The 12,817-nt window shown below is 68.1% G+C and carries 12 protein-coding genes; 4 read left to right on the top strand and 8 right to left on the bottom strand.

Going from position 1 to position 12,817, the window contains the following annotated elements; all coding sequences use genetic code 11:
- Nucleotides 1-410 precede the first annotated feature (410 nt).
- A complete protein-coding gene (lexA, locus tag ACWDKQ_RS08850; RefSeq protein WP_450138176.1) occupies nucleotides 411-1,070 on the top strand; it encodes a transcriptional repressor LexA in 660 nt (219 codons plus the stop codon).
- A gap of 154 nt (nucleotides 1,071-1,224) precedes the next feature.
- Here lexA and ACWDKQ_RS08845 read toward each other — a convergent pair whose 3' ends face one another.
- Nucleotides 1,225-1,782 carry a dienelactone hydrolase family protein gene (locus tag ACWDKQ_RS08845; RefSeq protein ID WP_450138175.1) on the bottom strand — a complete coding sequence of 186 codons (558 nt, stop codon included), beginning with the start codon at nucleotides 1,780-1,782 and terminating at the stop codon, nucleotides 1,225-1,227.
- Nucleotides 1,783-2,021: 239 nt separating this feature from the next.
- On the opposite strand from ACWDKQ_RS08845, the gene ACWDKQ_RS08840 reads away from it, so the two are divergent.
- The 3 genes from ACWDKQ_RS08840 (at nucleotide 2,022) to ACWDKQ_RS08830 (ending at nucleotide 5,542) form a co-directional block, all read left to right on the top strand.
- A complete protein-coding gene (locus ACWDKQ_RS08840) occupies nucleotides 2,022-2,204 on the top strand; it encodes a hypothetical protein (RefSeq protein ID WP_450138174.1) in 183 nt (60 codons plus the stop codon).
- Between the two features lie 464 nt (nucleotides 2,205-2,668).
- On the top strand, nucleotides 2,669-3,574 hold the full coding sequence (locus ACWDKQ_RS08835; RefSeq protein WP_450138173.1) for an alpha/beta fold hydrolase: 906 nt from the start codon (nucleotides 2,669-2,671) through the stop codon (nucleotides 3,572-3,574).
- 165 nt (nucleotides 3,575-3,739) lie between these two features.
- Nucleotides 3,740-5,542 (top strand): glycoside hydrolase family 15 protein, encoded by a 1,803-nt coding sequence (locus ACWDKQ_RS08830; RefSeq protein WP_450138172.1) that lies wholly within the window; start codon nucleotides 3,740-3,742, stop codon nucleotides 5,540-5,542.
- 367 nt (nucleotides 5,543-5,909) lie between these two features.
- On the opposite strand, the gene ACWDKQ_RS08825 is transcribed toward ACWDKQ_RS08830, so the two are convergent.
- From ACWDKQ_RS08825 to ACWDKQ_RS08795, 7 genes are all read right to left on the bottom strand, one after another.
- A complete protein-coding gene (locus ACWDKQ_RS08825) occupies nucleotides 5,910-6,098 on the bottom strand; it encodes a CsbD family protein (protein ID WP_450138171.1) in 189 nt (62 codons plus the stop codon).
- A gap of 210 nt (nucleotides 6,099-6,308) precedes the next feature.
- The gene (locus tag ACWDKQ_RS08820) at nucleotides 6,309-7,730 is read right to left on the bottom strand and encodes an MFS transporter (RefSeq protein WP_450138170.1); all 1,422 of its coding nucleotides are present in this window, start codon (nucleotides 7,728-7,730) and stop codon (nucleotides 6,309-6,311) included.
- 26 nt (nucleotides 7,731-7,756) lie between these two features.
- Nucleotides 7,757-8,788: a baeRF2 domain-containing protein gene (locus ACWDKQ_RS08815; RefSeq protein WP_450138169.1), complete on the bottom strand. Its 1,032-nt coding sequence runs from the start codon at nucleotides 8,786-8,788 to the stop codon at nucleotides 7,757-7,759.
- A 114-nt stretch (nucleotides 8,789-8,902) separates the two neighbouring features.
- Nucleotides 8,903-9,067, bottom strand: coding sequence for a hypothetical protein (locus ACWDKQ_RS08810; RefSeq protein ID WP_450138168.1), 165 nt, complete (start codon nucleotides 9,065-9,067; stop codon nucleotides 8,903-8,905).
- A gap of 384 nt (nucleotides 9,068-9,451) precedes the next feature.
- Nucleotides 9,452-9,676, bottom strand: a complete 225-nt coding sequence (locus ACWDKQ_RS08805) for a TetR family transcriptional regulator (RefSeq protein WP_450138167.1) — start codon at nucleotides 9,674-9,676, stop codon at nucleotides 9,452-9,454.
- A gap of 238 nt (nucleotides 9,677-9,914) precedes the next feature.
- Nucleotides 9,915-11,696 (bottom strand): hypothetical protein, encoded by a 1,782-nt coding sequence (locus ACWDKQ_RS08800; protein WP_450138166.1) that lies wholly within the window; start codon nucleotides 11,694-11,696, stop codon nucleotides 9,915-9,917.
- Between the two features lie 32 nt (nucleotides 11,697-11,728).
- A complete protein-coding gene (locus tag ACWDKQ_RS08795; RefSeq protein WP_450138165.1) occupies nucleotides 11,729-12,814 on the bottom strand; it encodes a glycoside hydrolase family 172 protein in 1,086 nt (361 codons plus the stop codon).
- Nucleotides 12,815-12,817 lie beyond the last annotated feature (3 nt).

The following is a 12,817-nucleotide window of genomic DNA, read 5'->3' as shown; positions in this document are numbered from 1 at the left end:
CCTCGGCGAACAGACGCGGGCGGCTTCCACCGGTGTTTCGGGTAGGCCGGCAGCTCCCGCCCGGCGAGGATCGCGCCGATGCGGTCGGGGTGCATCGCGTTCAGGCACCCGCCGTCCTCGCCGAAGAACCGGGCCGCGACCATCTGGGCGCTGCCAGCGGGGTAAAGGGCTGCGGAGAAGCTGCCCGGGCTGCATGCCCATCCTCGACGGCGTTGAATCCGGTGCGGAACGGATTAGTTCGGCTGCGAACCGCAATCCGATGCGATCACGAGAACACCTCCGAGCGCGTCCCGCACGGGAAATCCACGACGGAGGGGAACGCCGCGCGCCCGGTGGCCGCGGTTGGCTGGCGCAGTCGCCGGTGCGGGCCGGTGGCTTGGTCGCGGGCGTCGACCTCTAACATTCCGCAGGTGGCCGCCTACGACGATCTCGACGCGTTCGAGCACCTGGACCCCTCGACCCTGCCGCTGCGTCAGCAGGCAATCCTGGCCACGATCCGGGATTGGGTGACCAGGTACGGATATTCGCCGAGCACGCGCCAGATCGGCGATGCCGTCGGACTCCGGTCGTCCTCGTCGGTGTCGAAGCACCTGACGAGCCTGGAGGAGAAAGGTTTTCTGCGACGCAGCACGACGATGTCCCGGCCGATCGACGTGCGGGCCTTCCTGGGGTCCTCGGCGCGGCAGTCCGGCAATGATTCGGTGAGGGTGCCCGTGGTCGGCGATATCGCCGCCGGAACGCCCATCGCGGCCGAAGAACACATCGATGACGTTCTGTCGTTGCCCCGCGAACTCACCGGTCGCGGCAACGTCTTCGGTCTGCGCGTGCGCGGTGACTCGATGATCGACGCCGCGATCTGCGACGGCGACATCGTGGTGGTCCGGCAGCAGCGCGACGCGCATTCCGGACAGATCGTCGCCGCGATGATCGACGGCGAGGCGACCGTCAAGGTGTACCGCCGCCGCAACGGCCACGTCTACCTGGAGCCTCGCAACCCGGCTTACGAGGTCATCGACGGTGACACCGCCGTCGTGCTGGGCACCGTCGTCTCGGTACTGCGCAGCGTCTGAAACAAGCGGGGCGAGACGGGGCGGGGGTGCGATTGCCGACGGCAGGCCCGTCCGGACCCCTCGTTACGAGGTCCCAAGACCATGCGCGGCCTTTCGCAAAACGAGGCGACGCTGCCGGCTGCGGACAGCTCGAATCGGTCTTCGTGGAGATGGCTCACAGCGATTCGACGAACGCGAGCGCGACGACCCACGCCTCCTCGGCGGCTTCCGGCTCGTAGTCCGGAAGGTCCGGATCGGTGAACAGATGCCCGGCGCCCGGATAGCGGAAGATCTCCACGTCCGCCCCGGCACGCCGCATCCGCAGGTACCAGGCGTTCAGCCAGTCGGCCGGCTCGAACGGGTCGGGGTCGGCGACGTGCAGCTGCACCGGCAGGTCGTCGACGGTCGCGCCCTCGGCGATGTCGGAGGTGCCGTGCAGGAGCAGCAGACCACGGGCGTTCTCGTCGGCCAGCGCGAGGTTCTGGGCGAGGGCCGCCCCCAGCGACAAACCCGCGTACACCAGCCCCGGTTCGCTGTGCGGCGCCGCTGCCTGCACGGCACGGCGCAACAGCTCGTCCCTGCCGATCTCGTCCTTGATGCGCATGCCGTCCTCGACCGTCTCGGCGGTCCGCCCGTCGAACAGATCGGGAACGTGCACCTCGTGTCCGGCGGCGCGCAACCGATCGGCGGCGGCGTGCACGGAAGGCCGCAAGCCGAACGCAGAATGAAGCAACAGGATATCCACAAGGGACATCAAATCAGCCCGACCGAACCTGTCCCGAGAACCCCCCTGGCAGCGCAGCAGGCGGAGTTGCCGAGCCGTGACTAAGGACCCTTCGCTCAACACTTCCAGCAGTCACGTGGTTTCGCGGAGTCTTCGCCGAAGTCCGAACGACAGTCATCAACGATGTGCTGGCGATGCCGGTGCAGGAACCCCATCGACGACTTCGTGACTTCCAGGCTCGATACCCGATGAACGAGCCGAACTTCCGACTCAGCGGACCGGACATCGACGTGACCTACGACGGTGGCTCTGGAGCGCGCCTCGTGCGCGGCAGCGGATCCTCCCTTGAGGACGCAGCGCCCCTCGACTCGACCGGGTATTGGCGAGTCCGGCTCGGCTTCTCGTTGCGGTCGGTGCGCTCGCACTGGTGACCAGCGCACCTTTGGGGCCGCCCAGAATTCCGACGGCTTGGGTGAGGTGCGCGCGACGGTGCCACAGTGACGACCGAGCCGCTCGGCGACCAGTTCCCGCAGGGCCTCCTGGTGGTCCACGACGGCCAGAACACCCCGGAGAGCACCGGCCCGAACGGCGAGGCGGACCGACACCAATTTCAAGTTGATCCGCTGGGTGGCGTTCGCCCGCGCCACCGGCCTGCGCTGACGTCGCGATCGGCAGCGCTCTCCCGTGCACCGAACGCCGGCGGGTGCTTCTGCTCGATCCCGGAATGTGCCACACATGTTTCCGGCTTGTGCCCGAACCTCGCCCGGGCTGCGCGTACCTTTGCAGGCGCCTGGCTCACGGTTACCGAGATCCGATCAACGGATGAGGCTTGCTCGCAAGCACCGGGCGTTCCGCGAAGGCGACCAGCACGCATGGCAGGACAGGAAGGTATGCGATGACGCAGCCCAACGACGATGCACGGCCGGCGGCATCGCACCTCGAAGGAACCCTGTCCTCGGGGCAGTACTGGCAGGGCTGGACCGTCGATCAGCCTGCGGGGGTGGTCGTGCTCGTCCACGGTGTGCACGAGCACAGCGGTCGCTACCGTCACGTCGCGCTACGACTCAACTCGGCCGGCTACGCGGTTTACACCCTCGACCATCCCGGGCACGGCCGCTCGCCGGGAACGCGCGGCAACATCGGCAGCATGGCCGCTGCCGTCGCGGGGGTCGACGTCCTGGCGCGGCTGGCCGGTCAGCGCCACGAGGACGTGCCGCTGTTCGTCTACGGGCACAGCCTCGGCGGGCTGATCTCCCTGCAGTATCTCACCGGGACTCCGCTGGACCGAATCGTCGGTGCCGTGATCTCCGCCCCGGCGCTCAACACCGGCGCGGTGTCAGCCGTGGAGAAGGTCGTCTCACCGCTGCTGTCCAAACTGCTACCCGGCCTCGGTGTGCGCAGCCTCGACGCGAACACCATCAGCCGCGACCCCGATGTGGTGCGTGACTACCTCACCGACCCGCTCAACCACGCCGGGAAGATGCGAGCGCGGACCGCCGTCGAGATCATGCTGGCGGTCGAGGCCATGCCGCAGCGCCTGACGCCTGACCATGCCGCTGTTCGTCCTGCACGGCGGCGCGGACCGGCTGATGCCACCGGCCGCCAGCGAGCTGGTGCGCACCCACGCCGGGTCGTCGGACCTAACCCTGCGGATCTACGAAGGGCTCTACCACGAGGCGCACAACGAGCCGGAGCAGGAACAGGTGCTCGACGAGATCGTGGACTGGCTCGACGCCCACCTCAACGCCTGAGGCGCTGCCGGGGGCTCGCACGGCCAATACCATGGAAGAAGTCCCGGTGAACACCCGCTGCACTGGTGTTCGTGGGGCACGATCGTTGTGACGCAAGGAGAAATCCCACGTCATCCGTGGGCTTCAAGCCGACTTCGGCCGGCCGCAGCGCGAATGCCCCCGGCCAGTCCGCGTGACCGAAACGATCCGGGAAGGACAACGACCGAGGCAGCGGCATGGTTGGACCTGACGGCATCAGCGACCACATCCAACATCGCTTCCCACCGCACGCGCTGCGGGAATACGCGCTGCTGGCCGACGGGCGTCGCGGTGCGATCTGCGGTCCGCACGGCGATCTGGTGTGGCTATGCGCTCCGACCTGGCACGACGATGCCGTGTTCGCAGCCCTGCTCGGCGGCCCCGGAGTCTACGCGGTCACGCCCGTCGAGCCGTTCACCTGGGGCGGATACTACGAACCGCGGTCGCTGATCTGGCGCAACCGGTGGGTGACCACGTCCACGATCGTCGAGTGCCGGGACGCCCTCGCGTATCCGGGGAACCCGAACAGCGTGATGCTGCTCCGCCGCGTCGAAGCCATCGAGCGCGAAGTCGTGCTGCGGGTCGAACTGGACGTGCGAGCGGGATTCGGGACGCATCCGATGACCGAGCCGCACCTGGACGAGCACGGCCGGTGGGTCGCTCGCAGCGGCGATCTGCGGCTGCGCTGGAGCGGCGGTGCTAACGCCGTAGTCGGCAGCGATGGCGCGCTGCGCATGGAGATCGCCGTTCCCGCCGGTGGTCGTCACGACCTGGTCCTGGAGATCACGCGTGCCTCGTTGGGCCCACCCATCGATCCCGATCTCGCCTGGCATCGCACGGAACACGCCTGGCGCAGCGACATCCCGGATCTCGGCGAGAGCATCGCGCCGCGCGATACCGAGCACGCGTACGCCGTCCTGCGCGGGATGACGTCACCGCACGGTGGCATGGCCGCTGCCGCGACCATGTCCCTGCCCGAGCGGGCCGAGCAAGGGCGCAACTACGACTACCGCTACTCCTGGGTCCGCGACCAGTGCTACGCCGGCGTAGCCATCGCGGCTGCCGGTCCCTTCCCGCTCCTGGACGACGCCGTGTCCTTCCTGACCGCCCGCCTGCTAGACGACGGCGAAGCCCTGAACCCGGCCTACACCATCGACGGCGGCGCCGTTCCCGACGAAAGGCCGCTGGACCTGCCCGGTTACCCCGGCGGTCATGAGGTCGTCCGGGGAAACCAGGTCACCAGGCAAACCCAACTCGACGCGTTCGGCGAACTCCTCCAACTGCTGGCCGCGGCGGCGCACCACGGGCACCTCGATACCGACGGCGCGCGCGCCATCCGCGTCGCGGCGGAGGCCATCGACCGGCGCTGGCAGCAGCCCGAAGCCGGCCTTTGGGAACTGGACGACCAGTGGTGGACGCACTCCCGGCTCGCGTGCGTCGCAGGACTGCGAGCCGCTGCGCCCGCTGCTCCAACCCACGAGGACTGCGACCGCATGACCTCGCTGGCCGAAGGCATCCTGGCCGAAACAACGCGTCGGTGCCTGCACCCGAACGGCTACTGGCAACGGAGTTCCCAGCACACCGGCCCTGACGCGGCGCTGCTGCTGCCGCCGGTGCGAGGTGCTCTGCCAGGAGACGACCCGCGCACCCGGGCCACGCTCACGAAAGTGCGCCGCACCCTGGCCGAAGACGGCTACCTCTACCGGTTCCCGCAGCCCACCCAGCATCCTGGGGAGGCCGAAGGCGCCTTCCTGCTGTGCGGATTCGTCATGGCTCTCGCCGAACACCAACAGGGCGACGAAACACACGCCCTGCGTTGGTTTGAGCGCAACCGCGCCGCCTGCGGCCCACCCGGCCTCCTCTCGGAGGAATACGACGTGCAGCAGCGTCAGCTGCGCGGTAACCTGCCCCAGGCCTTCGTCCACGCGCTGCTGCTCGAATCCGCCATCCGGCTCTCGACGCCCGCCGCCCCGGCCAGGGAACCAGGCAATTCGCGCTGACCGAGCCGATCCGGATTAGCGTTGCGGTTTTCGCGCTCGTGCACGGGTAAACCCTCGTGTTGAGGCAGTTGATCCCAGCAACGGGGAGGACTTCGACCTGATGTGGAACACGCGACTTCGGAGCATCGCGGCGCAACTGCGCAGGCGATTCGGGCGTTCGCGCGCTAAACCGGGCGCCGGAGGGCGAGCGCTTGCGCCAGGACGCGAATCCGACCCGCTTCTGCACACGGGCCCCAGGGTCCCGCCGGACACACCACGCCGCAGGCACCACCGAAGATGAACCCGGACACCAGCAGAGGCCACGAACTCCGAGTTCGTGGCCTCTGCTCGATTCACCGTGCGCACATGGGACACCATGCGCGCTGTTTCATTTCTTGTCCTCGTCACCGGTCAAGGCGTCCTTGGCCTTCTCACCGGCCTGCTTGAGGCCCCCCTTCACCTCCTTGCCCTTGCCCTCCGCTTCCAGCTGCTCGTTGTCGGTGGCCTCGCCGACCTTCTTCTCCGCCTTGCCCTTCAACTCTTCTGCCTTGTTCTTCGCCTTGTCCTCGGCAGACATTGAGGCACTCCTTCCGTTCGCTGCGTTGGTGCTTCTCCATGGCGGGTACCGTCGGCTACTCGGCCGGGGTTCCTCCCGCCACCCACCTGCCTCGTGCTGTCCCAACCGCTTGGTGAGGGTCGGCGGAGTCCACACAAACCCCCCGGGGCCACGCCGTTGACCCCCTCGACGGCAACGCCGCACGCACGGCCTACCCAATGCGCCGAGGCGCTAATCCTGATCTTCCCCGCGCTCATCTCGGACGCGCCGCCGCGCCTGCGCGCTTTCTGCCGCGGTGGGCCGCGATCCGGGGAGGGAACGGCCGGCAGGTTCACGCGTGAAGTACACAGCTACCAGCCCAACCGCTCCGGCTGCGACGAGCAGGACCGCCGGGACCGACTTCACTCCGGTCACCGCGACGAGCGCTTCGGCGATTAGCGGCGTCGTGCCACCGAACAGCGCGACCGAGATGTTGAATCCGACCGACACCGCGCCGTAGCGGATCTCGGTCGGGAACAGCGCAGGCAGCGTCGAGGGCATCGTGGCGCTGAAGCAGATCAACGTCAGGCCGATGATCAGCAGGCCACCCAGCACCGCACCCACGCTGCCCTGGGCGATCAGCAGGAACGCCGGGAACGACAGCACGATCAGCGCGACGCTGCCGAAACCCGCGATGGGCAGCCTGCCGATCCGGTCGGAGAACCGGCCCAGCACCACGATCAAGCCCATCACCAGCACCATCGTCACCAGGACGAGGATCAGCGAGCTGGTGTGCTGGAAGCCGAGCACGGCCGAGAGGTACGTCGGCATGTAGGCGGTGAGCAGGTAGTTCGTCACATTGAACACCAGCACCAGGCCGACGCACTTCAGCATCAGGCGCCAATGGCGGCCAAAGATCGTGCGCAGGCTGTGCCAGGTCGCCGCCGCCTGCGGCTGCTCGTCTTCGGAGATCTTTCGGTAGGCGGGGGTTTCCTCCAACCGGAACCGGAGGTAGAGCCCGATGATCCCGAGCGGACCGGCCACCAGGAACGGAATCCGCCAACCCCAGGCCGTCAGGTCCTGCGAGGCCATCGTCACGGTCAGCACTGTGACGAGCGCGGCACCGAGCGAGTATCCGGTCAGCGTGCCGAATTCCAGCCAGCTGGCCATGAATCCGCGCCGCCGGTCCGGCGAGTACTCCGAGACGAACGTGGCCGCGCCACCGTACTCGCCGCCAGTGGAGAACCCCTGGACGAGCCGCGCCACCAGCAGCAGCACCGGCGCCCAGATGCCGATCGTGGCATAGCTCGGGATCAGCCCGATCGCCAGCGTTCCCAACGCCATCGTGACCATGGTGGTGGCCAGCACCTTCCGGCGGCCGATGCGGTCGCCTAGAGGCCCGAAGAAGAACCCGCCCAGCGGCCGGACCAGGAACGCCACCGCGAACGTGGCGAACGTGGACAGCAATTGCGCGATCGCGTTGGTAGGCGGGAAGAAAACCTGGCTGATGATGAGGGCGATGTAGCTGTACACGCCGAAGTCGAACCATTCCATCGTGTTGCCGATGGCGGCCGCGGCGACGGCTCGCCGGGTCTGCCGCTGGTCCACAATGGTCGTTTCGGGCTCGTCACGACGGCTGCCGTGCCGATCGCGCTGTCCGTCGGCTTCCCCCATGACGACCAACTCTCCGCCCGCTCACCTCACTGCAGCACCGGGAAGCGCAAGATCGCGCCCGCCCCATCGGTCAGCCCGGTCCCCGCGGGCACGAGTTCGACCTCGGAGGCGGTCTCGGCGCAAGCCTTGAGCAGGAACTCCTCGTCCCGCGCCGGAACGTCCTCCTCCAACAGCAAGGTTTCCACCGCTGCACGCTCGGCCGCCCGAACCACCGCGTCGTCGCCCTGGACCGCCCTGCCGTGCGTCCGGCCCGCCTCCATCCGGGCGGCTCTGTCCGCAGCTCTGCGCTTGGTCTCCTCGCCAGCGATGCGTACCAGCTCTTCGTCCAGCGCCTCGTCGGAGGCGTTGTAGGCGAGTCCGCCCCGTTCGGTCTCGACGACAAGCTCCGCGAGCTCAGCCGAAAGCTGCTCCCGCACCGCCGTCCGCGCCTGCACCCCACCGGCGAGGACCAACACCTGCGGCCGGAACTTCGCAGCGACACCATTGAGGTGGGCCACGACATCCTTTGCGTTGCGCCGCAACGTTTCCTCGGCGCGGCGATGGATGCGCTTGTGGGACAACGCCCCGTGACGTGGCTTGTGCACGCCACCGTGGTCGCTGCCTTCAACGACATCGGTGTCGACCTCGCGCGGCCCGGGGTGCTCGGTCACCACATACTGGCGCACCTGGGCGCCTTCCTGATCCGCGATCACCACGAGCTCCGACACCGAGCGCGCGGCCTCCCGCACGTAGGTGCCGAGTTGCGGCAGCGGATCCCAGAACGCGTCGTCGCCGACGCCGGGCTCTGCGTCCCACTCCTCGTCGAGCAGCACGGCGGAGCCGGCTGCCACGAGCACCCGGCCGCAGGCTTGCTCATGCCCCGTCGCGTCGCCCAACTCTGACTCGATGGTGTCCAGCGTTTCCGCTGGTGCGCCTGCCGCGTGGAGCCGATCGCGGAGCGCCCGCCACCGCAGTTCGACCTGCTTACTCGCGTCCTCGCCCGGGACGCGGGCCTCCAGGCAGACCGTCGCGAAGGGCCCCTCCTGCTCGTACACGTGGCGCAAGGTCACCAGTTCCATCGTTGCGCTCCTCATCTCCGGGTGAACGCGTGCGCGGCTCCACAAGTCCGCATACGATCAATGCCCCGTGGCTACCCGGCCGAACGCTCCGGCAACACATCCGCCTGCGATCGATCAGAACCAGTGCTTCCGGCCACCGATTGCACGTCCGCTGGCACCACTAACGGCGAACACGACGCCCACGACCGTCAGCACGGCTCCCAGCGTCCACAGGATCGAAATGTTGAGGAAGAAACCGAGGAGCAATAGGATTACCCCTAGCACGATCACGAAGAACACCCCCACTCAGCGGGAAACTCCCGACTCAACGGCATCGGGGCCGCCGGGCGGTCCGGCAGGTGGCCCCGATCCGCAGGGAGTCGTCTCCTTCGAACTACCCCGCTTCGTCTTCCCTCACACATCACGTTGCTATCTGCAGCGCTGGCCGCGCAGAGGGCTCCAAGAATCCATTATGGACTTCGGAGTTCGATGTACTCGAACCACCCCTCATCGCAAGGCGATATGCCGCCTCGGCGCCTCGAACTACGGGCGTGCCATGACGCGGCTTTCCGGCAGGTGGCGCGGATCGCTTCGCGCCAGCTGGCCCAACACCTCTTCGGCTCGCGCACCGGGGGCCCGCGATCCCCATTCTCACGTGCCGCCGCGACTGCCTCAGCGAGAACATCACGACCATCGACCACGGGCACCAGCTGGAAGATCTCCGAACCGAACCGATCGGCTGTAGCGATCTCGTTCGCCGCTCTCGGGGGGCTCCCGCCAGGCCTGCTTCGGCGGCCAGTTCCGCGAAGGTCTCCCGCCACCACGTCTTGTGCCGCTTTCGCTCTTGGCCCGGAAGTGGCTGTAGAGCGTGGGTTTGGAAACCCCGGATTCCTTGCTGATGGTGTCCACGCCGCTGGCGGTGACCCGCGCCGGTAGAACTCCTCCGCCGCGGTGCCCACAAGCCGTTCACGCGCCCGGCCGCGGACCGTCGCCCCGATCGCCATGACACCCGACCCGTCCGCCGAGGGCGAGCATGACGAGGCCGACGAAGGGGACGGGCAACGGCGTGCCAAGGACCAGTTCATGGCGTGCTGTGGTGGGCGTTGCGTAGCGTTGACCACGTGCTTCACGGCTGGGTGGTCTCGGGTCACCGGGGCGGTCTGCCGTCGAAGTACACCTCCAGCTCGCCGATCGAGGTGAACGTGGACGAACCTCCGGGGACTCCGACGATCCGGATGCCGTCGCCGACGATCGGGTCGAACATCAGCGCGTAGGTCTTGTTCGGTCCCGCCGTGTTGTCGTACGGGTACGCCGGGGTGATCGTCAGGCCAGTGACGTTCACCCAGTCGGCTCCCTGACGCACCTGCACCGCCAGGTCGCGGGCGAACCAGCCGCCGTCGGAGAACATGCTGCCGGTCGTGTAGACGACGCGGTCGACCCAGTACTCGTCCCTCCAGGTGTAGCCCCAGAAATCGGTTTGCTTCCGGGAGCCGTCGAAGCTGTCCTCGCTCTCCTCCCAAATGCCGTTGTTGAAGTAGTCGCCGCGGCCGTAGTGAGCCGTCTTCTCGATGGGGAAAGGGCCCCTGTCCGGCCGGGCCAGGTTGACGATCGGGTTCGGCGGGTTGTTGGCGGGATCGCCCAGCTGGCGGGCGGACAGGTGGAGCTGCCGCAATGAGAAGCGGTAGTTGGGCAGCCCGCACGCCACGTTCAGAAACCAGTTGGACTGCACCCACATCCGCGTTCCGTCGGCCGAGACGAACTTCGCCGGGATGGTCGGGGCGTAGCCGCCGTTCTTCGGGCCGGCGCACGCCGGCTGGCCCTCGCCGGCCTCTGGCGTCGGGATGTCGTGGCCGCCCGGCACGGGAATGATCCGGACGCGGCCGGGATGGCCGAACCAGGGCTGGGCACCGAAGTCCTTGGACATGAACAGCTGCCAAGGCCCCCAGGGCGTCGGCGCCTCGTAGAACTCGAAGGTGTACTCGCTCCACGAGGTGTAGAGGAACCGGCGCATCGGGGCGTTGTAGAGGACACCGCCCTGGGAGATCACGCTGAGGTCGTGACGGCCTTCGCCGAGCAGGTCGGTGTAGAGCCGCCGTTCGTCGGTGAGCACCGGCGCCTTCGCCCCGATGTCGGCACTCCACTGCGGACGACCGTCCTGCCCGGTGCCGGAATAGAACCGCCACGCGTCCCGTTGCTGGATCGCGTTCCCGGGAACCCGGGCCAGGTAGAGGCTCGTCGGGGACGGCACCGTGTTGGTGTAGGAGTCCCGCCAGTTGTGGTCCAGGCCGTAGGCGTACACGTACCCGGCGGCCTCCGCGCCGAGCGTTCGGGCGTGTTCCTGGCTACGTCCGAAGTCGAGGAACATGATCGTGGTGAAGATGTGGTCGGTGAACATCGGCCCGGACGGCTGCTGCCAGGTGCGCCCGTAATCCTCCGACTTGACGATGGTCGCGTTCGGCGCGTCGTCGAACGCCGTCTCAGCGGGCGCGTAGCGCAGGTCCTGCACGGCCAGGTACAGCTCGTCGCGGCCGTCGCCGTTGCCGTCGACCGCGACGATCCCGGTGGGTTTCGCGTTGTAAAGCTTGGAATCAGCGTGCGCCTTAGCGACGGCGTCACCAGCGGCCAGGCGCTCGCCGCGCAGGCCGGTCTCCGGCATCCCGGCGATCCGGTTCACCACGATCGCGGCCATCGGCTCGTTGCCGAAGCCCTGCCCGTCCCCGTTGGCCGTGTAGACGTAGTCGTCGTCCGCCCAGCAGGTCGGCCACAGGTCCCCGGTGCTGTCGCTGGTGACGCTGGCCGCGTACTCGGTGAACGCGGTCGCGAAGAACTTGCTGGCAGGGTCGACGACGGTCGGTCCGACGGCGGCGTCGACGGTGCGCGGCGCGCCCCCGAACAGCACCGCTGCCGCGCCCGCGAGTGAGAACTTCACGAACTGGCGCCGGTTCACACCACCCCGGGCTGTCATTGCGCCCGCGGGATGCGCTGCTCGACGGGTGCGAGGGAGAACGGGACGTGCGGCTCCTCCTGGTACCAGTACGCCACCGACGAGTAGTCGTCGGAACGCTTGTTCGCGTGGCCGTGCTCGATGCTGACCCGGATCGACCGCCGGAAGGGGATCGGGTCCTCGATGTGGAAGCGGTAGAGGCTGATCTGCCCCGACCAGTTGTCGCCGCCGGGAAGCGTGATTCCGTGGTGCGGCGCGTGGTAGGTCTGCGACGGGCACCAGGCGGTGTTGAAGTAGTCCTCGGTCCCGGTGCCGTGCAGCGCGGGCGGCCAGTGCTCGCCGTCGATGAAGATCATGTCGTCACCCTCGCCGTACCAGTTCCACTCGTTGGTTTCGCGCAAGTTGTGGATGTTGAGCACGCAGCCGACGTAGTGGCCGCGCCCGGCCGCTTCGAGGATCGTGTAGTTGCCCAGGCCGTCGAGGTTCGTGCCGGTGAGCAGGAACCGGTCGTTGCTCTCCGCGCCCTGGTCGACTCCAGGGCAGGGGTTGTTGCGCCGCCACTGCGCGTGGAACCGGCCGATGTCCGCGCCGAGCTCGTCGAAGTACTCGTAATCGACGTAGTAGTAGAAGAAAACGCGCTCGTGGACGAGCTCGCTGGTGACCTCCAACCGCGCATCCGAGCCGAACGGCATCGGGAAGAAGCAGTTGAACGCCTTGCCGTCCTGCGGGCTCATCTGCAGCGGTGCGGAGATGAAGTTGGTCGTGCGGCCGTGCCCGACGCCGAAGAAGTCGCCCACCGGGACGGCGACGCTCGGGCTCCGCTCGCCGTCCCAGTAGGCGCGCAGCACCAGCTTGCGCAGGTAGTCCGGCTCGCGCATCCAGGGATCACGCACCATGCGTTCGTTCGCGACGGTCACCCAGATGTGGTTGATGCTCCCGGCCCCGTGGATATCGGCGAGGGTGGCGGTCTGGCCCGGTTCGATCGTGAGGCGGTCGTCGTTGCCCCCGCTGCGGTCCCAGCTGGACGCGCGTCCCCGGCGACTGCTCCGCAGGCGCGGCAGGTCGCGCAGGCTGGATCCGTGCGGACCGTAGTCGACGGTCATCGT

It is taken from the genome of Saccharopolyspora sp. NPDC000995 (assembly GCF_053599315.1).
Note: the sequence above shows the minus strand (reverse complement) of the source record. Positions and strands in the feature narration are given on the sequence as shown.

Bases quoted from the DNA above. Each gene is read 5' to 3' on its own strand.
- ACWDKQ_RS08840 (WP_450138174.1), top strand. From the start codon at position 2,022: ATGAACGAGCCGAACTTCCGACTCAGCGGACCGGACATCGACGTGACC.
- ACWDKQ_RS08830 (WP_450138172.1), top strand. From the start codon at position 3,740: ATGGTTGGACCTGACGGCATCAGCGACCACATCCAACATCGCTTCCCA.
- ACWDKQ_RS08835 (WP_450138173.1), top strand. From the start codon at position 2,669: ATGACGCAGCCCAACGACGATGCACGGCCGGCGGCATCGCACCTCGAA.
- ACWDKQ_RS08815 (WP_450138169.1), bottom strand. From the start codon at position 8,788: ATGGAACTGGTGACCTTGCGCCACGTGTACGAGCAGGAGGGGCCCTTC.
- ACWDKQ_RS08795 (WP_450138165.1), bottom strand. From the start codon at position 12,814: ATGACCGTCGACTACGGTCCGCACGGATCCAGCCTGCGCGACCTGCCG.
- ACWDKQ_RS08820 (WP_450138170.1), bottom strand. From the start codon at position 7,730: ATGGGGGAAGCCGACGGACAGCGCGATCGGCACGGCAGCCGTCGTGAC.
- ACWDKQ_RS08825 (WP_450138171.1), bottom strand. From the start codon at position 6,098: ATGTCTGCCGAGGACAAGGCGAAGAACAAGGCAGAAGAGTTGAAGGGC.